Annotated in this window: 15 protein-coding genes and 1 pseudogene; 6 read left to right on the forward strand and 10 right to left on the reverse strand. The window is 53.8% G+C overall.

The features are described 5' to 3' along the window. The 5 genes and pseudogenes from L5220_RS12050 to L5220_RS12070 form a co-directional block, all read right to left on the reverse strand. Positions 1-377 (reverse strand): annotated as a pseudogene (locus L5220_RS12050) (hypothetical protein); the annotation flags it as partial. Between the two features lie 266 nt (positions 378-643). Next, positions 644-1,957 (reverse strand): permease, encoded by a 1,314-nt coding sequence (locus L5220_RS12055; protein ID WP_499573841.1) that lies wholly within the window; start codon positions 1,955-1,957, stop codon positions 644-646. An 81-nt stretch (positions 1,958-2,038) separates the two neighbouring features. Then, complete coding sequence (locus L5220_RS12060; RefSeq protein ID WP_499573843.1) at positions 2,039-2,278, reverse strand: thioredoxin family protein; 240 nt, start codon at positions 2,276-2,278, stop codon at positions 2,039-2,041. A 37-nt stretch (positions 2,279-2,315) separates the two neighbouring features. After that, the gene (locus tag L5220_RS12065; protein ID WP_099799132.1) at positions 2,316-2,738 is read right to left on the reverse strand and encodes a heavy metal-responsive transcriptional regulator; all 423 of its coding nucleotides are present in this window, start codon (positions 2,736-2,738) and stop codon (positions 2,316-2,318) included. A gap of 402 nt (positions 2,739-3,140) precedes the next feature. Beyond that, positions 3,141-5,633 (reverse strand): EAL domain-containing protein, encoded by a 2,493-nt coding sequence (locus tag L5220_RS12070; protein WP_499573845.1) that lies wholly within the window; start codon positions 5,631-5,633, stop codon positions 3,141-3,143. Between the two features lie 207 nt (positions 5,634-5,840). Here L5220_RS12070 and L5220_RS12075 point away from each other — a divergent pair, with 207 nt between their 5' ends. Further along, positions 5,841-7,313, forward strand: coding sequence for a M16 family metallopeptidase (locus L5220_RS12075; RefSeq protein WP_499573847.1), 1,473 nt, complete (start codon positions 5,841-5,843; stop codon positions 7,311-7,313). A 4-nt stretch (positions 7,314-7,317) separates the two neighbouring features. Here L5220_RS12075 and radA read toward each other — a convergent pair whose 3' ends face one another. The 4 genes from radA to leuC are packed head-to-tail and all read right to left on the reverse strand — an operon-like array spanning position 7,318 to position 10,955. Further along, positions 7,318-8,700: a DNA repair protein RadA gene (gene radA, locus L5220_RS12080; RefSeq protein WP_499573849.1), complete on the reverse strand. Its 1,383-nt coding sequence runs from the start codon at positions 8,698-8,700 to the stop codon at positions 7,318-7,320. Between the two features lie 12 nt (positions 8,701-8,712). Continuing rightward, a complete protein-coding gene (locus L5220_RS12085) occupies positions 8,713-9,195 on the reverse strand; it encodes an FKBP-type peptidyl-prolyl cis-trans isomerase (RefSeq protein WP_499573851.1) in 483 nt (160 codons plus the stop codon). After that, positions 9,189-9,509 (reverse strand): phasin family protein, encoded by a 321-nt coding sequence (locus tag L5220_RS12090; protein ID WP_448514838.1) that lies wholly within the window; start codon positions 9,507-9,509, stop codon positions 9,189-9,191. Before L5220_RS12090 ends, L5220_RS12085 begins: the two co-directional genes overlap by 7 nt. Positions 9,510-9,551: 42 nt before the next feature. Further along, the gene (leuC, locus tag L5220_RS12095; protein WP_499573853.1) at positions 9,552-10,955 is read right to left on the reverse strand and encodes a 3-isopropylmalate dehydratase large subunit; all 1,404 of its coding nucleotides are present in this window, start codon (positions 10,953-10,955) and stop codon (positions 9,552-9,554) included. 151 nt (positions 10,956-11,106) lie between these two features. On the opposite strand from leuC, the gene L5220_RS12100 reads away from it, so the two are divergent. The 5 genes from L5220_RS12100 (at position 11,107) to L5220_RS12120 (ending at position 18,611) form a co-directional block, all read left to right on the forward strand. Beyond that, complete coding sequence (locus L5220_RS12100; protein ID WP_448514840.1) at positions 11,107-12,279, forward strand: transaldolase; 1,173 nt, start codon at positions 11,107-11,109, stop codon at positions 12,277-12,279. Between the two features lie 154 nt (positions 12,280-12,433). Continuing rightward, complete coding sequence (locus tag L5220_RS12105) at positions 12,434-13,273, forward strand: hypothetical protein (RefSeq protein ID WP_499573858.1); 840 nt, start codon at positions 12,434-12,436, stop codon at positions 13,271-13,273. Next, entirely contained in the window at positions 13,260-15,674 is a 2,415-nt protein-coding gene (recG, locus tag L5220_RS12110) for an ATP-dependent DNA helicase RecG (RefSeq protein WP_499573860.1), read from the forward strand. The genes L5220_RS12105 and recG overlap by 14 nt, the downstream gene beginning before the upstream one ends. A gap of 65 nt (positions 15,675-15,739) precedes the next feature. Then, positions 15,740-17,635 carry an ATP-dependent zinc metalloprotease FtsH2 gene (gene ftsH2, locus L5220_RS12115; RefSeq protein WP_448527920.1) on the forward strand — a complete coding sequence of 632 codons (1,896 nt, stop codon included), beginning with the start codon at positions 15,740-15,742 and terminating at the stop codon, positions 17,633-17,635. 145 nt (positions 17,636-17,780) lie between these two features. Further along, positions 17,781-18,611, forward strand: a complete 831-nt coding sequence (locus L5220_RS12120; protein ID WP_499573862.1) for a Tab2 family RNA-binding protein — start codon at positions 17,781-17,783, stop codon at positions 18,609-18,611. Positions 18,612-18,671: 60 nt separating this feature from the next. Here L5220_RS12120 and L5220_RS12125 read toward each other — a convergent pair. Beyond that, the coding region (locus L5220_RS12125; RefSeq protein ID WP_499573864.1) for a zinc ribbon domain-containing protein at positions 18,672-18,948 on the reverse strand (277 nt) is incomplete at its 5' end.

Consider the following 18,948-nt stretch of genomic DNA (forward strand, 5'->3'; position numbering starts at 1 on the left):
TGCCCCGTGAATACGACCTGATACAACCCGCATTTGGTGCGGTATCGCGGCAATTTTGGTTCATGGTGGAACTGCCCCAGTTTGAACAGTTTTGAGAGTGATTTGAAGCTTTTGAACGCCTCATTCACAGATTTCAACACTTGCTGAGCAGCCTGAGAATGTAACAGCTTCCCGTTTTCACTCTCCTTCAGTTTTGCGTAGAGGTTGACATACTTCAGAACCTTGAACGGTTTCCGTCCTTGCTCAAAGAAGTATTGCCGAGACTCATACACGTCTTGGTTGTAGAGATTGTTGGCAAGACGCGCTAACTCAGTAAGCAACTGAGCAAGCTGCTTGTCAGGTTGAAAAACATCTTTTTGGACGGCTAAAAACATCATTGGGTTAAGATGGCATGCAGCTAAAATCGACTCGTCATTGCACGTATCAGTCAGGACATCACTTTGTCTGGAGAAGAATGTCAAGACTGATTCTGCCTACTGCCGTAGGCGCGGGAACCGTTCTGTATCCCCGTCGGGAACGAGCGAGGTTTTATCCGGTTCCCGAACCCTCCGGTTTCTATAACCCATCCAAGCCCCTAAACCGATTGCTCCCAGCATCAAAACTAGCAATGGCATCAAGCAGCGCTTGCCAAAACCCTTTGGGTTTAGAAAAATGCCCCATACACCATTCCCGAAATGGTTGCCATGACCACCACCAACGACACAAACACCACCGTTTTCTTCGTCCCCATAATGCTGCGAATCACCAGCATATTGGGTAATGACAGCGCAGGGCCTGCTAGCAACAGGGCTAAGGCAGGGCCTTGACCCATGCCACTGCCAATTAAGCCTTGCAGAATCGGAACCTCGGTCAGCGTAGCAAAGTACATAAACGCGCCCGCAAACGCCGCCACAAAGTTTGATAGCAAGGAATTGCCGCCGACTGCCCGTGTTACCCACTCTGACGGGATTAAGCCTTCATGTCCCGGACGACCGAGCAACGCACCCGCCACGATCACCCCCAGCAACAACAGCGGCAGAATTTGTTTGGCAAAGTCCCAGGAGGCAGCAAACCATTCCCCCGCTTCATCCTTATTGGTGCTGGTCAGCCAGGATAGCCCGATGACGCCCGCCCCAAAGGCCACCATTGGCTGTTCCGGAACTCGGAAGGCCAAAACAGCCGTCACGGTAGCAATTAAAACCACTTTGCCCGTATTGAGGCCAAACCAGGTGATGAGAATGGCTGCTAGGGCGATCGCCAATCCGCCCGTAATCCACCACTTCGCGGCATAAATCGCGGCCCACGTGCCTACCATGTCCGTGGGTTTTGCCCAGTTGGCAAAGACCAGAATCCCCACCATCACGGCAAAAAACAGGGCATTTTGCCACAGTGGACGGGCCACTTCCGGTTCGGGAAATCCTGCTTGAGCGTCGATTTTCTCCAGTTCTTCTTTGCGAAAAATGAACGCCATCAGCAACCCAATAATGACGCTGAAGGCGATCGCCCCCACTGCCCTTGCAATGCCCAACTGGAGACCCAGAATGCGAGCCGTCATGATAACCGCTAAAACGTTAATGGCCGGTCCCGAATAGAGAAAGGCTGTGGCAGGGCCTAAACCAGCCCCCATGCGATAAATTCCGGCAAATAGCGGTAAAACCGTACAGGAACAGACAGCCAGAATGGTGCCGGACACCGAGGCCACACTGTAGGCCAGCACTTTATTCGCATTAGCCCCCAGGTATTTCATCACCGCATCCTGGGAAATGAACACGGCGATCGCGCCGGCAATAAAGAAGGCGGGAATCAGACACAGTAGAACATGTTCTTGCGCATACCAACGCACCAGGTACAACGATTCAAAAACAGCATTTCTCAGCCGTTCTGAATTTTGAATCAGTTCCACAGGGAGGTAAAAACACAGGAGGAAACCCACCACAATCCACAATAGGGGTTTCCATTCCGATTTCCAAAAATGCATAAACGACCCTCCTATCCGAACCATCGGGGAGCCATGGAGTCAATGAAGATAAAATGTCGCTCCGTTGTGGACTTGCAATCGTTACGCAGGCAAAAGCGCCTCAATATCCTTGGCTTCTAGCACTTTGCCCTGGCTCAGCACGTTGCCATCGACGACCAGAGCTGGCGTTTTCATCACCCCCCGTTTGACAATTTCCATCGTGTCGGTGATGTGCGTAATCTCAGCGTCTAGCTGGCGATGGGCGATCGCTTCCTTCGCATTCGCCTCTAACTGCTGACATTTTTTGCAACCGGTTCCTAAAATTTCAACCTTGAGTGTCATGATTTAATTGCTCCTGATCCTGAAGTGGTGGGTTGGGTCACGACTCTGCCGGACTCACTAACGGGTGTTGTTGAAACACGACACACTGTTGCCCTGTTGAGGGGTGTGTCAAACTCTGCTGGCATTGATCTAGAAGGGGCTTGAGTTGCGCTTTCAGGGTTTGTAATTGGCTGATGGTCTCGTCGATGTGTTGCACTTTCTTGAGCAGGCGGTCATACACTTCCTGGCAAGAAAGCTGCCGCCCATCTTGTAACAGCAACAGTTCCCTGATCTCCTCTAGGCTCAGTCCCAAGGCTTTGGCATGGGAAATGAAAGCTAGCCGTTCCAGATCTGACTGCTCATAGAGCCGGTAGCCTGCCGCTGTTCGTTTCGGACTGGGCATCAGGCCAATCCGTTCGTAAAAGTAAAGGGTCTGAGGATTGAGCCCTAACTGACGAGAAACTTCACCTACCTGCAACATCGGCTCGGATACTCCGCTGCCATTCCATGCATCAATCCTACACCTTAGACTTAGGTATAAGGTCAATGGTTTTTTGGACAAAATTACCGAAGAACGCCGTAAAGCCCATAGCTTTAGCGATGGGGATATAAGGCCCAAATTATTTTCTTTTGTGCCGTACTGGTATTAGTGGCAAGGTATGCAACCACTCAAAAAACCGAGTTATCTAACCGATAGCAAGTACCATAAAAACCGAGTATCGTAGTTTTTTGCTGTACCGTAGGGCATACGGGAACAGACCTCTGGGGTAACGTAGGAAACTGCTGTGCTTGAAGTGTTGTCGGTGAACCAGTCATTCTAAGCTGTGAGGCTAGAAGCATCCCCTGACTTTAGGCATGGGGAGCATGTCAAAGCTGGTGTAACTTAACTGGCAAGTACCTGTAGCGACTGCTGCGCCAGTAACTCCTCTACCTTGGCAGCGGGTAACGGGCGCGCAAAGAAATACCCTTGACCGTAGGTACAGCCCATCGTTTGCAGGGCGCGATACTGGCCTTGGGTTTCAATCCCCTCTGCCACCACCGTTAACTGGAGCGACTGCGCTAAGGCAATAATGGTATGTACGATGCGAAGGGATTGCTCCTCTTGGTCGAGGGGGGAGATAAAGGCACGGTCAATTTTCAGGGTATCAATTGGGAAGCGGTGCAGATAACTCAACGACGAATAACCCGTACCAAAATCATCCATGTACAGGCCAATCCCCATGGCACGGATTTCTTTAAGCGCGGCGATCGCCATCTCCTTATTGTCAATTAAGACCCCCTCCGTTACCTCAAGCCGCAACCGCTGAGCCGGAAATCCCGTTTCACTGAGAATCGCTTCTAACTGGGGGAGTAGGTTCGTCTGCTGAAAATGCCGCCCCGTTAAGTTCACACTAATCGTTAACTCCCTACTCTGGGGAAACTGCACTGCCCATCGCTGCATTTGCTGACAGGCCTCGGCCATCACCCACCAACTGATGGGTAAAATCAACCCGGTTTCCTCTGCAACGGTCATAAACTCACCCGGGCTGACAATGCCCCGCTGTGGATGCTGCCAACGCAGGAGGGTTTCAAAACCAACGATGCACCGGCACGTCAAATCCACAATTGGCTGGTAATACACCAAAAATTCATTGCGTTCCGCAGCCCGGCGCAGCTCTGTCTCAGTTTGCATCAGGGCAATATTCTGCGCCCGCATCGCCATGCTGAATACTTCGTAGCGAGCCTTACCTAAGGACTTCGCACGGTACATTGCCGTATCGGCATCCCGCAGCAGGTCTTCAGCCGTTGAACTTTCGGCACTCGGAAAGGCAATGCCAATACTGGCGCTTGTAAACACTTCATGACCATCGAGTAAAAAGGGGCGATCGAGAGCTAATAAAATCCGCTCAGCAATTTCAATGGCCTGCTCCGGTGCCGTTAAATCTGTAACCAGAATGGCAAATTCATCTCCTCCCAAGCGGGCCACTGTATCTTCAGCGCGAGCACAGGCTAGCAAGCGTTGCGCAATTGCAATCAAAAGCTGGTCTCCGGCCAAATGCCCCAAACTGTCGTTGATCAGCTTAAAGCGATCCACATCCAAGAAGAGCACCGCAAAGAGCTTATAGGGACGACGGATGCGTTGGATCAGAGCTTGCCCCAACCGATCCATCATCAACACCCGATTGGGTAACCCCGTCATTGCATCGTGCAGGGCATCGTGGAGAATTTGCTCTTGGATGAGATGATATTCAGTCACATCGGTCATTGAACCAGCAATCCGGTAGGGCTGCCCCTGTTCATTACGCAGGGCTTTACCCCGCGATCGCATCCAGCGATAACTGCCATCTGCATGCTTGATGCGGAACTCACACTCAAAATGGGGGCGCGCCCCCAGTAAATGCTCCTGCATGTCCGTCTGCACCCGCTGCCGATCGTCGGGATGCACCCGCTGCCACCACTCTTCAATCGTAGGTTTGAGGGTGCCCGGGGGTTCGCCCACTAATTGCTCCCAGCGGCGCGAGTAATACATTGACCCTTCAACAATGTGCCAGTCCCAAAGGCCGTCATTGGCACCCTCGGCGGCTAGGGCGTAGCGCTCCTCACTAATGCGCAGTGCCATTTCTGAGCGTTTACGTTCGGTAATGTCGGTGATATAACAGCGAATGAGATCACTTTCCCGCAGGCTGTGTACTGTTACTTCATAGGTGCGATCGCCCACGACGACCTCGTGCAGAAAAAAGCGTTGATCACCGAGTGAGTTCTCTTGGAACCACGCCAACAATGGATGGCCAAAGCCCGTATCCTCTAAATCCGGAAATGCACTAATGGCTGCCGGGTTCACATAGGTAATATGACCATGGGGGGAGAGCTCAATAATTGGATAGGGGCTTAACTCTGGAAACGACGAGAGCCGCAAAAGCTGGACATCGCTCAACTGAGACATTTGGCTTTCCACCAGCGCCGCCTCAGCCGCATTGGGAACATAACCATCGGGAATACTGGCAAACGCAAGGGCATGGGTGTAGCGATTAAAGCCCGAATCCGAGAGATTGCTAAGGCAATGGTAACGTGCCCGCACCTCCCCGCCAAAAATAATTAAATCCCGATGCTGTAGAATGTGAGACTGACAAGGCATCCCATTGACGGTGATGCCATTGACACTCCGTTTACCCTGTAAATCCCCATCAATTAAACGGAAAAAATACTGGCCTGTACTCGGATCACACACTCGCAGTAAGACGGCGTGCTGGCGCGACACCATAGCCGACTTCAGGACAATTTTGTTACTGGGATGTCGGCCAATGGTATAGGTGCTGGCTTGTAAATTCACCGTCCGGCGACCCGATTGATCCTCAATGACAAGCAGGTGCCGAAACTTTTGCGTCTCAGATGTCACGCAAGTAGCCTCGAATAGTAACAATCGGGAACTGAACTCGCAAAATTATGCCAGTAGGTGCGCAGGCTAGCTTCACTATACTGCTATTTTAAGTGGCGACATTTTATGATGTTCAAGAAAATATTGCCGCTCCCCAGTGCCACTGTGGCCAACGCGCCACCCTCTAGAATCGGTGGATGATCTTTCACATCGTGATGCTTGCTCCCTATGACTCCATTCATGTCCCGCACCTGCTACCAGTGCCGCCGTTGGCAGCGACAGGGGTGGGGGTTAGCCTGTCTTGTTGTACTTGTGCTGGGTCTAATGCTCCTATGGACACACTCAGCTAGCGCCATGACGGCTAAACATTACACTGAATTAACATTACCGCCCTTGCCAGCGGTTCAGCTACCCGCCACTGAACGGTTTCGACTGGGCAATGGCATGGTGGTGTATCTCCTTGAGGATCATGAATGGCCACTCGTGCGGGGGAGTTTACTGTTTCAGGCTGGAAGTCGCTGGGATCCACCGACACAAGTGGGGTTAGCAGAGATCAGCGGCGACCTATTACGGACGGGTGGCACTACCCAACATCGAGCCGCAGAGATTGATCAGTGGCTAGAGGATCGCGCCGCCTCGATTGAAGCAGGGGTGGGCAAAAGTATGGGTCGCCTCAGTTTCAATGGTTTGCGCGAGCACCATGAGAGCCTTTTGGCACTGGTGGCGGAAATGCTGCAAGCGCCAGCGGTGGAGCCGGCGCGTTTCCAGTTAGCCATTCGTCGTCGCCAAGGTGCGATTGAGCGGCGCAATGATCAACCCAATGCCCAAGCGGAGCGGGAATTTTACAAGCTGATCTATGGCGCTGAGAGTCCCTATGCCCGCACTCAGGAGCTCAATACCTTAGCCGCTATTCAGCCCCAAGATGTGCAGCAGTTCTATCAAACGTACCTTGCCCCCAGTCGCTGCATTCTTGGGATTGCCGGTGATTTTGATGCTGCCCAGATGAAACAAACCGTAGAGCGTATTTTTGGCAAGTGGCAAGACCCACCCCAGTTACCGCCGCTGCCGCCGTTGCCAACGATTAGCGTCGATCGCACCCCCGCAACGGTTGTTATTGATCGCCCTCATTTATCTCAAAGTTATATTTACACCGGTCAGTTGGGGGGCACCCTTAGGGATCCTGATGTCTTTCACCTCTACGTTTTGAATGGGGTTCTCAATGGCTTTGGCGGACGGCTGTTTAACGAACTGCGATCGCGCCAAGGCTTGGCCTACAGCGTTTATGCAGCATGGAACCCAGAATTTGACTATGAAGGGGTTTTCTATGGTGTGGGTCAAACGCAGACTGCTGCGACAGCAACGTTTTTAGCGGCACTACGACAGGAAATTGAACGCCTGCAGCACGAACCGATTGCCGCAGCAGAGCTAGCCTACGCCAAAGAGTCGATCCTGAACTCTTTTGTGTTTAATTTTCGCGATAGTGTGCAAATTCTTAATCGCTTAATGCGCTACGAGTACTATGGGTTCCCTAAGGATTTTATTTTTCGCTACCAGCAAGCGGTAAAAACAGCTACCGCAAGGGATGTGCAACGGGTGGCGCAACAACACCTCGCGCCAGATACTTGGCGCACGCTTATTGTTGGTAATGGTCGTGAGTTGCAGGCTCAAGCCTTGCCCCACAGTGAGTTCAGACTATTTTAGGGCTTTAGGGCGCAGGAGCCCCCAAAGCAGCAACAATGGCATCGGCCACGCGGCTCACGGGACATATCTCAAGACTGGAGATCGCACACTGTTGGCTGTGGGGAATAATGGCACGGCGAAACCCTAGCTTAGCGGCTTCCCGCAACCGTAGCTCAAGTTGAGACACCGCCCGGACTTGCCCGCCTAACCCCACTTCGCCAATGATGACAGTGTGGGGCTGCACCCAGCGATCGCGAAAGCTGGCTACCACTGCAACGGCAACACCCAGATCCGCTGCGGGTTCCGCTACGGTTAAGCCCCCTGAGGTGGCCACGTAGGCATCAAGCTTAGAGAGGGGAACCCCAAGGCGCTTTTCTAGGACGGCTAAAATTTGCAGGAAGCGATTGTATTCAATGCCAGTGGTGGTGCGGCGGGGGGAGGGGTAGCTAGTGGGGCTGACCAAGCTTTGCAGTTCGACGACGAGGGGGCGGGTGCCTTCGCAGGCCACGATGGTTGCGGTGCCCGGTGCGGGGTCGCGATCGCCCAAAAACAACGCCGAGGGATTGGTGACTTCCACTAAGCCTTGGGCACCCATTTCAAAAACGCCAATTTCCTGACTAGCACCAAAGCGATTTTTGACGGCGCGCACGAGGCGGTGGCTGGCAAAGCGATCGCCCTCAAAGTAGAGTACCGTATCCACTAAATGCTCTAACACCTTTGGCCCGGCGATCGCCCCTTCCTTGGTGACATGGCCAACAATAAATAAGCTGATGTGATCTCGCTTAGCGAGGCGCATTAAGGCGGCGGTGCCCTCGCGCACTTGGGAGACAGAGCCGGGGGCAGCGGTCAGTTGCGGTAAATACACTGCTTGAATACTGTCAATAATGACTAACTGCGGTTGCAGGTGGGTCAGCTCTTGGAGAATAATTTCTAGGTCGGTCTCTGCTAACAAGTAGAGGGACTCCGGTACAGGGACGGCTAAGCGTTGCGATCGCAACTTTACCTGTTGCCCTGACTCCTCGGCACAAACGTAGAGTACCCGCTGCCGAGTGGCTAACTGAGCCGCCATTTGCAGCAAGAGGGTCGATTTGCCAATTCCGGGTTCGCCCGCCACCAGCACTAAGGAACCCACAACAATGCCACCCCCCAAGACACGATCCAGTTCGCTAAACCCAGAGAGGGAGCGGGGGTGTGCTTGCTCCTCAATCGCAGCTAGTGGTTTGGCCGCAAGGGGCTGGGCAAGATGACTGCGACGGGGCGATCGCCGCGTACCCGACTCGGTCGTCGGGGGTGAGGTCACCTGCTCATCCAGCGTATTCCACTGACCACAACTGGGACAGCGACCAAAATATTGCAGCGACTCGGCACCGCACTCGCGGCAGATGTACAGTACCTTCGCCTTGGGCATGGAATCTGCGCGCTATTGCACGCCAAGGAGTTCTACATCAAAAATCAAAGTGGCATTGGGGGGAATCACACCTCCGGCACCGCGCGCACCATAGCCGAGGTCTGGCGGAATAATGAGACGGCGACGACCTCCCACCTGCATGGAGCCAACGCCTTCATCCCACCCCTTAATCACTTGCCCCACACCAATCTGAAACTGAAAGGGCTGACCGCGATCGTGAGAGCTATCAAACACACGCCCATTGGTGAGCATTCCGGTATAGTGAACCGTGACCCGATTCCCCGGCTGGGGTTGTACCCCCGACCCCACCACTAAATCCTCGTACTGTAACCCCGAGGGGGTCGTGACAACCGTAGAATCACTCATTAGTCCAGCAGCCTCCGTTGATGCCTCCAGCGGCACACTGGCGATTGCTGGCAACGCGATCACCATCCATACCACTACTAGGACAATACCACAGAGCAGTTGGCGCAGGGGACGATGGACAACTACCATGAGCGATTTTTTAACTCCCTAACATCTCGTTCGAGGCGATCAATGCGTCCGCGCAGTTCATCCAGTTCAGACTGTTGGGGTACTCCCAAACTTTCGAGGAACTGGCGAGTTTGCCGCTGAACTGCTTCATCTAGGGTGGCCGCATCCTCCTTGAGGTGAGCGAGGACTTCATCCACCATTGCCTTGGCTTGATCGGCATTGAGCCGTCCTTCCTTTACCCACTGATCACTGACTTGGCGTAACTTTTCTGCCACCAAGGAGGTGGTGCCAACACCGATGAGAAGCAATTGCTGAAGCAAATTTTGTTGGTTCATGGGGCACGCAGACAACGCCTATACTGTATTGTGCCATTGCCCCTAGAGAAATTGGCGCACATCGGTGACTTCCCCAGTAATTGCCGCTGCTGCCACCATCGCGGGGCTCATCAAGAGCGTTCGCCCCGCGGCTGAGCCTTGCCGACCCTTGAAGTTACGGTTTGAGGAAGAGGCACTCACTTGCCGACCTTGGAGTTTATCGGGGTTCATGGCCAAACACATCGAGCAGCCGGGATTACGCCATTCAAACCCTGCTGCTTCAAAGATGGTATCTAGCCCCTCAGCTTCCGCTTGGGCTTTGACGCGCTCAGAACCGGGCACCACAAAGGCCTTGACCCCGGGCTTGACTTTGCGTCCTTCTAGGACTTTGGCGGCTTCCCGCAGATCGCTGATCCGACCATTGGTACAACTGCCAATAAAACAGACATCGACTTTGGTGCCACGGATAGGCTGACCGGGCTGTAAACCCATATAATCATAGGCTTCTTGGGCAATGCCTCGCTCTGACTCCGGCAGCATCTCTAGGCTGGGTAAGGTTTCGTCCACAGCAACCCCCTGCCCTGGAGTAATCCCCCAGGTGACGGTTGGGGCAATGGTGGCTGCATCAAAGACCACCACATCATCGTACTCGGCATCCACCTCAGTGCGCAGCGATCGCCACCACGCTACCGCTGTCTCCCACGCCTCCCCTTGGGGGGCAAAGGGACGACCCTTGAGATAGGCAAACGTAGTTTCATCGGGGTTGATATAGCCGCAGCGCGCCCCCCCCTCAATGGCCATATTACAGACGGTCATCCGCTCTTCCATCGACATTTGGGCAATGGTGGTGCCAGCAAACTCGTAGGCATAGCCTACCCCACCATTGACGCCTAGGTGACGGATCAGGTGCAAAATGACATCTTTGGCATACACCCCAGGCGCGAGGGTGCCGTTGACCTCCACCTTGCGCACCTTGAGCTTATTCAGTGCCAAGGTTTGGGTGGCTAACACATCGCGAACTTGACTGGTGCCAATACCGAAGGCGATCGCCCCAAAGGCACCGTGGGTTGAGGTGTGGCTATCCCCGCAGGCAATGGTCATCCCCGGCTGGGTCAACCCCTGCTCTGGGGCAATCACATGCACAATCCCCTGCCGCCCGGAGCCAATGCCAAAAAAGGGAATGCCGTGCTCGCGGCAGTTGGCCTCAAGGGCTTGGAGCATCTCCTCTGCTAGGGCATCCTGCAACGGCCGTGCAAGGCTGTCCGTCGGCACAATGTGATCCACCGTTGCCACCGTCCGCTGGGGGTACAACACCTTTAGCCCTCGCTCTCGCAGCATGGCAAAGGCTTGGGGGCTGGTGACCTCGTGGATGAGGTGCAGGCCGATAAACAACTGGGTCTGCCCCGAGGGTAAGGTGCCCACCGTGTGCTGCTGCCAAACTTTATCAAAGAGGGTGCCGCGACTCATAAAGGTTAAGAGAGAAGCAAAAAATGTGGATCACTTTATTATATCGGCATTATATCGGCTGCGACGGATGGGAATGCCGAGCCGGAGGAGAGCAACGGGGTCTTGAGGTGGCGCACTAAGATAAAAGAGACACGTTTGGGATGCCTGTCTCATGAACCTGCTAGAACAGTTACGAAAAATGACGGTCGTGGTTGCAGATACCGGAGACATTTTGGCCATTGAAAAATTTACCCCCCGCGATGCGACCACTAATCCCTCGTTGATTACCGCCGCCGCTCAGATGGCCGAATATCAGCCGATTGTTGATGAGACCCTACTCAAGGCCAAGGATTACCTAGGATCTGGAGCCACCGCAAAGGAGGTCGTCTCCCTTGCCGTTGACCGCTTAGCCGTGGCCTTTGGGCTAAAAATTTTAAACATTATTCCCGGTCGGGTCTCGACAGAGGTGGATGCCCGACTGTCCTACGATACAGCGGCAACCGTAGCCAAAGCCCGGGATCTCATTGCCCAGTACGAAGCCGCAGGAGTAGGGCGCGATCGCGTTCTGATTAAAATTGCCTCAACGTGGGAGGGGATTCGCGCCGCAGAAACGCTAGAAAAAGAAGGGATTCACTGTAACCTCACCCTGCTGTTTGGGCTACATCAGGCGGTGGCCTGCGCTGAAGCGGGTGTTACCTTAATTTCCCCCTTTGTGGGTCGCATTCTGGATTGGTATAAGAAAAAAACCGGCAAGGACTATCCGCCCAGCGAGGATCCGGGGGTGATTTCTGTCACCCGAATCTATAACTACTACAAGAAGTTTGGTTATGCCACTGAAGTCATGGGCGCTAGTTTCCGTAACATTGGCGAAATTACTGAGCTAGCAGGCTGCGATTTACTGACCATTTCTCCGGCTCTGCTACAGGAATTGCAGAGCACCAACGGCGAGTTACCCCGTAAGCTCGACCCAGCGACTGCCGCTAGTCTCACCATTGAGAAACTGACGATGGATGAGGTGACGTTTGCCCAAATGCATGCCGCTGATGCGATGGCTAGTGAAAAGCTGGATGAGGGAATTAAGGGCTTTACGAAGGCATTAGAAACCTTAGAAGACTTACTGTCGCAACGACTGGCACGACTCGAAGGGGAATCGACCCTGACCCATGCAGCAGAGGAGCTGTTTCATGTTTACGATCTGGATGGGGATGGAATTATTACCCGCGAAGAGTGGTTAGGCACCGATGCGGTGTTTGATGCCCTTGATGCCAATCATGACGGTAAAGTCACACCCGAAGATATGGGTGCGGGCTTGGGGGCTGTGCTGCATTTAGCCAAGGCTCGCTAGCTGACTACGTTGTCAATGCTGCTACGATACTCCTCTGGTTGGCCTATCAGGGGAGTATCTTGCCAAGATATTAATATTAATCGTCTTTAATAGTTTTCGTCTGGGAGATGGCTATGGGGATGTCCCCTCGCATGCTAGCGAACAGTGGAGGTCTATGTCTGGAAGTTTAGAAACCGTTGAACAGGAAGTACTGGCTCTGCAGGGGCTGCTGATGGGTACCCTCCAAGAGATGCGCCACCTCTACGATGCATACCTTGAGGTACTAGCTCCGATCGCCCGTCAGCAGCTTATTACCGTTAGCTACCAAGTGTGCACCCAAGTGTTTCCTGAGCAGTTTCTAACTCTTGAGGAGGGCGATCGCCAACAGTTGCAACAGCGTATTTATCAGCTTGCCCTGAGCCTAGAAGCAGCGATTCTGCGCCTTCAGCCGCACCAGCAGGAAGCGTCAGCCCAAGAGGACGCAGGCGAGGAATCTGCAGCGGCAGTGCCCGATGACTCCGAGGATGAGGCTGAGGATTCTATCGCCCCGGACGACTCCCTACAGAAGAAACTCAGCAAAACCCTGTACCGCGGCTCTCTCAAGATGAATCACCTATTGCAACGTGCCGCAATTTTGCCCCCTGCCCCCATTGCCGTCATCCTAGATATTGCCAGTAAGGCCGAAAATCGTCCTTTGGGTCGCATTCCCCATCTGCTCACGATGATGCTGGAGGAGCAACAAACGCAGGAGAACGCGAACACTGAAGACAAGAGTGCAAACCCGGCCCCTCATCCAATAGCAGCCATCTATCTCCAGTTGGAGGAGTTAGAGTTTCAGCACCCCTCCCTTGCTCATCAGCGCAGTCAGATTCGCGAACTGGAATCCCGGTTGGCCAGCCTGCAACAGCAACTGCATAAAAAACAGCGCCAGTACCTGACCCTGAAAGCCAGCCGTGTCTGGTGGCAGACGTGGAAAGCCAACGAAGCCAACCATTTTCAGGATGCCGCGGACTAGCGCAAGGAGACCCTCGGTGTCACTGGATTGGCCACGCTTACAACGCGCCCTTGCCATTGAAACCGAGCGGGGCTTTTGTAATTTGCAGGGTAAGACCTCCCGCTTTAGCGAATATTTACACCAAGAACTCAGTCAAGCCCCGCTGCAACACCTGCCAACTCAGGTGCGCGATCGCTGGCAACAGACCGCTGCCGCCTACGCAGACTACCCTAACCTCTCCACCCCTGAGCGACAGCACCTTGTGGTGAAAACCCGCCAACTCCTCTACGAGGTCCACAAACAGTTAACGGCTGCACCGCGCCCCGATCCTTGGCAACAATCCCTTGCAAAAATCTCCGGCATTGGCGATCGCACTGCCGATCGCTTAGCCAAACTCGGTCTTTACACGCTGAATGATCTCATCTACTACTTTCCGCGCGATTACATTGATTATGCCCGTCAAGTGGCGATTCGTGAGCTAGAGCCAGGGCAAACCGTGACCCTTGTGGGCACCGTACGCCGTTGCAACTGCTTTACCAGTCCCCGGAATGCCAAGTTAACCATCCTCGAATTGGTGCTCCAGGATCGCAGTGGCCAAATTCGTCTCAGTCGCTTTTATGCTGGGGCGCGTTATGCCCAGCGGGCGTGGCAGGAGCAACAAAAACGGCTGTATGCCCCGCAAACCACTGTGGCCGCCTCAGGATTAGTCAAAACAAGCAAGTATGGCCTAACCCTCGATAACCCGGAGCTAGAGGTGCTGGAGCACGCTGGCGCTGAGATTGAGTCTCTGTCGGTGGGGCGCATTGTGCCGGTGTATCCCCTAACCGAGGGGATCTCCCCCGGCATCCTGCGCCGTGCTGTGGATCGCGTGCTGCCCTTGCTGAGCGGGTACCCCGATCCCCTGCCCGCGGCGATCGCCCGTGCCCATGGCTTAATCGGCCTTGAAACCGCCCTGCGGCAGATTCACTTCCCCACGGATCACGACTGCCTCGCACAGGCACGGCGACGGCTCATTTTTGATGAATTCTTTTATTTGCAGTTGAGCCTGCTGCAACGTCGTCGCCAACACCAGCAGCAGCACAGCCCACCCGTTAGCCCTCAAGGGAAACTCATTGAGCAGTTTTATGGCCAGCTGCCCTTTGAACTCACCAGAGCGCAGCAGCGGGTTGTGGCCGAGATTTTGGCAGATTTACAGCAACCGATTCCCATGAACCGCCTGGTTCAAGGGGATGTGGGCTCCGGGAAAACGGTGGTGGCGGTAATTACACTCTTGGCAGCCATTCAGTCTGGCTATCAGGCAGCGCTCATGGCCCCCACCGAAGTGCTCGCTGAGCAACACTACCGTAAACTTCTGGAGTGGTTGACGCCCCTGCATCTGCCTGTAGAAGTGCTGACGGGGTCAGTCCGTACCGCCAAACGGCGACAGATCCTAGATCAGTTAGCCACGGGGGAGCTACCGCTCCTAGTGGGAACCCATGCCCTCATTCAGGACGGGGTAACCTTCGCTCGCTTGGGTTTAGTGATCATTGACGAACAGCATCGCTTTGGGGTCGCTCAGCGCGCCAAGTTGCAAGCGAAGGGGGAGCTTCCCCATGTATTGACCATGACGGCTACACCGATACCGCGTACCTTGGCCTTGACGCTCCATGGCGATCTGGAGGTGAGCCAAATTGATGAACTCCCCCCCGGTCGCCAACCCATTCAAACAACCGTGTTAGGACGGGGCGATCGCCCCCATGCCTACGATCTTATCCGCCGTGAAGTAGCGCAAGGCCGCCAAGCCTATATTATTCTGCCCCTAGTGGAAGAGTCAGAAAAGCTAGATCTCAAATCTGCCATTGCTGAACACGACCGTCTCCAGAGCGATATTTTCCCCAACTTTCGCGTTGGCCTCCTCCATGGCCGCATGAACCCTAGCGAAAAAGATACAGCGATTCAGGCGTTTGCCAAAAGAGAACTAGATATTCTGGTGGCCACCACCGTCGTGGAAGTCGGGGTGGATGTCCCCAATGCCACAGTGATGCTCATTGAACACGCCGAACGCTTTGGCCTGTCCCAACTTCATCAACTGCGGGGTCGGGTCGGGCGCGGTCGCTATCCGTCCTTCTGTATCTTGCTCAATAGCTCCCGTAGCGATGCCGCCAAGCAACGCTTAAACGTCTTAGCCCAGTCCCAAGATGGTTTTTTTATTGCTGAAATGGATTTGCGGTTGCGCGGTCCTGGTGAAGTGCTGGGAACCCGTCAATCGGGGTTACCGGATTTTGCCCTCGCGAGCTTAGTTGACGACCAAGACTGTTTGGAAGACGCTCGGCAGGCCGCTGCCGACCTGCTCGCTAAGGATCCAGAATTACAGGCTTATCCATTGCTGCGCTCAACCCTCAAGCAACGGCGCGATCGCCTCCTCGAGGGGATGATGAATTAGCGGTTTCCCACTCTTCTGATCCTTATGTTAAATTTAGTTAAGAATCTGAATAATAAATACCGCCCATGAAAGTCTCTTGGAAAACACTGCTTCTTTGGTCAGTCCCCCTACTTCTTGTAGGAGTCTTGATTTGGCAGGGTGCCAGCAACTTTATGCTCAGCCAAAGCCAGCCCCCACTCAACACCGCCAGCACCCGCATGAGTTATAGTCGGTTTCTCAGTTATCTGGATGCTGGGCGCATTAGTAGAGTCGATATTTTTGATAACGGCCGTACCGCCATTGTTGATGTGTCTGACCCAGAGCTAGTCAATGGACGACCCTTGCGCGTACGGGTCGATATGCCCGGCACCTCCCCCGAGATTATTAGTAAGTTGCGCGAGCAGCACGTTGAACTAGACGTGCACCCGACTCGCAACGATGGCGCTATTTGGGGTCTGCTGGGTAATCTTCTCTTTCCAATTTTGCTCATCGGCGGTCTCTTTTTCCTCTTTCGGCGCTCGAGCAACGTCCCCGGTGGCCCCGGCCAAGCAATGAACTTTGGCAAGTCCCGGGCGCGTTTTCAGATGGAAGCCAAAACAGGCGTAATGTTTGACGATGTTGCTGGCGTCGATGAAGCTAAAGAAGAACTCCAAGAAGTCGTTACCTTTTTGAAGAAGCCAGAAAAATTCACCGCAGTGGGTGCCCGCATTCCCAAAGGCGTCCTGTTGGTGGGCCCCCCCGGAACGGGTAAAACCATGTTAGCCAAAGCTATTGCGGGGGAAGCCGGTGTGCCCTTCTTCTCCATTTCTGGCTCAGAGTTTGTGGAAATGTTTGTGGGGGTCGGTGCCTCGCGGGTACGGGATCTCTTTAAGAAAGCTAAGGAGAATGCCCCTTGCCTGATTTTTATTGATGAAATTGATGCGGTGGGTCGCCAGCGCGGTGCTGGCATTGGCGGTGGCAATGATGAGCGCGAGCAAACCCTCAACCAGTTGCTGACGGAAATGGATGGCTTTGAGGGCAACACCGGCATCATTATCATTGCGGCAACCAACCGTCCCGATGTCCTCGATGCCGCATTACTGCGCCCCGGGCGCTTCGATCGCCAAGTGATTGTAGATGCCCCCGACATTAAAGGCCGGCTGTCGATTTTGAATGTTCATGCCCGTAACAAAAAACTCGCCCCTGAAGTCTCCCTAGAGGCTATTGCTCGCCGCACCCCTGGCTTCACGGGTGCTGACTTAGCCAACCTGCTCAACGAAGCAGCAATCCTCACAGCCCGTCGTCGCAAACCCGCCATCACCATGCTGGAAATTGATGATGCCGTGGATCGGGTTGTAGCCGGTATGGAAGGCACCCCCCTCATTGACGGCAAAAGTAAGCGCTTGATTGCCTACCACGAAGTAGGGCATGCCATTGTCGGTACGCTGCTCAAGGATCACGACCCTGTTCAAAAGGTCACCCTTGTACCTCGCGGCCAGGCTCGTGGCCTGACGTGGTTCATGCCCTCAGAAGATTCAGGCCTGATCTCGCGATCGCAACTCATGGCACGGATGGCCGGTGCCCTAGGGGGACGTGCCGCTGAATACGTCGTCTTTGGCGATGCAGAAGTCACCACAGGGGCTAGCAATGATCTGCAACAGGTGACTGCTATGGCACGGCAGATGGTCACCCGCTTTGGCATGTCTGACCTTGGGCCGCTGTCGTTAGAAACCCAAAACGGCGAAGTCTTTTTAGGGCGCGATCTAGTCTCTCGCTCAGAGTACTCCGAAGAAATTGCCGCCCGCATTGATGCCCAAGTCCGCGAACTGGTGCAGCACAGCTATGAGTTAGCCATTAAGCTGATCCGTGAACATCGTGTAGTCATTGATCGCTTAGTGGACCTATTGATAGAAAAAGAAACCATTGACGGAGAAGAGTTCCGGCAAATTGTTGCTGAATATACTGTCGTGCCCGATAAGGAACGATTTGTGCCGCAACTGTAGGGTCATTTTTACTTCAGTGTAGTTAACCCTATAGTTGAAATATTTGAGGTGCAGGTATCAAAACTGACACCTCATTTTTTATGCTTTTGCATATCCTAAGAACTCCATATTTATTAATAAAATATTGCTGCTTATCCCCAGAAAAATGTTCTACTGGCAAGTTGATTTTTATCGCCGCCCCCTGCAAACTCCTACAGGAATTCCTTTGTGGGAGCTTGTAATTTGTGACCCACAGCAGCAGTTTTACTACACGGAATTTTGCCCAGAGCCTTTGGCAACTTCAGTATGGCTCACTCAAGCCTTTCGTAATTGTGGTCAGCCCTTGCCCGATCGCGTTCAGGTGTTTCGTCCGCAAAGTCTAGGTTTAATTGAAGTTGCCTGTCAACGCTTAAAACTCCCCCTAGAGGTAACACGACGGACGTTGGCACTCAAGCAATTTCTCTTACAACGGGCAGCGGCATATCCTAACCTTCAAACTTACACTGGCGCCGCCTACGATCCACTGGCGATCGATCAGCCACCGCCTTTGCCTCTACCCGATGATATTTGGGGAGACTACTGGCAATTTGCCGCCATTAGCCCCGACCAACTGAGTCAACTCATGCAGTACCCGCTGCGAATTTTGTCCTTTGAGATGGATATGCTCCCTGAAAACCTCGGCCTTGCGAGTGATTGTGCCATTCCGGGGATTATTCTTTATGCTGGCCGTAAGTCGTTGAAACTTGCCCGCTGGTTTCAAGAGCAGTCGCCCTATCGGCTGGAATTCATTCGGGGTGAACCCTGTGGCGTGATCCTCCACAGTGGCCTGCGCGATCGCTGGGTCTTTTTAACCTTTAGCAATCCAGAGATTGCTGCTGCGGGTGATCTCTTTCGCGATCGCCTCGCCCGCACTCAAGGCTTACACTTTTTCCTGATTCAGCCTGCCGAGAATGACACCACCTACACAGCACTGTGGTTGCTACGTCCCCTTGAATAGCAATGCTGGAGTGATTCGTGAACTGAACCCCGCCCTAGAAGGGCGAGGCTTCTACCCCGGTTAGGGGCTTAATTCCGGGTTCCCCGGTAAAAGACGAACCGCCTCTTGCAGGATATTCCATGCAGCGGTCACGTCGCGAACATGCTGCCTTCCGCACGATGGGCACGTCCACTCTCGGTCACTGAGCGTCAAATTGTCGTTCAGTGACCCGCAATCCCAGCAAAGCTTGGTGGACGGGAACCAGCGCTCAATGAATTGAACGGCAGCTCCGTACCACTTGCCCTTATAGGTGGTGTAGACGTGCAGCGCTCGGATAGCAGCATCCGAAACAGACTTG

The organism is Synechococcus sp. PCC 6716 (genome assembly GCF_022570815.1).
Taxonomy (GTDB): Bacteria; Cyanobacteriota; Cyanobacteriia; order Thermosynechococcales; family Thermosynechococcaceae; genus Thermosynechococcus; species Thermosynechococcus lividus.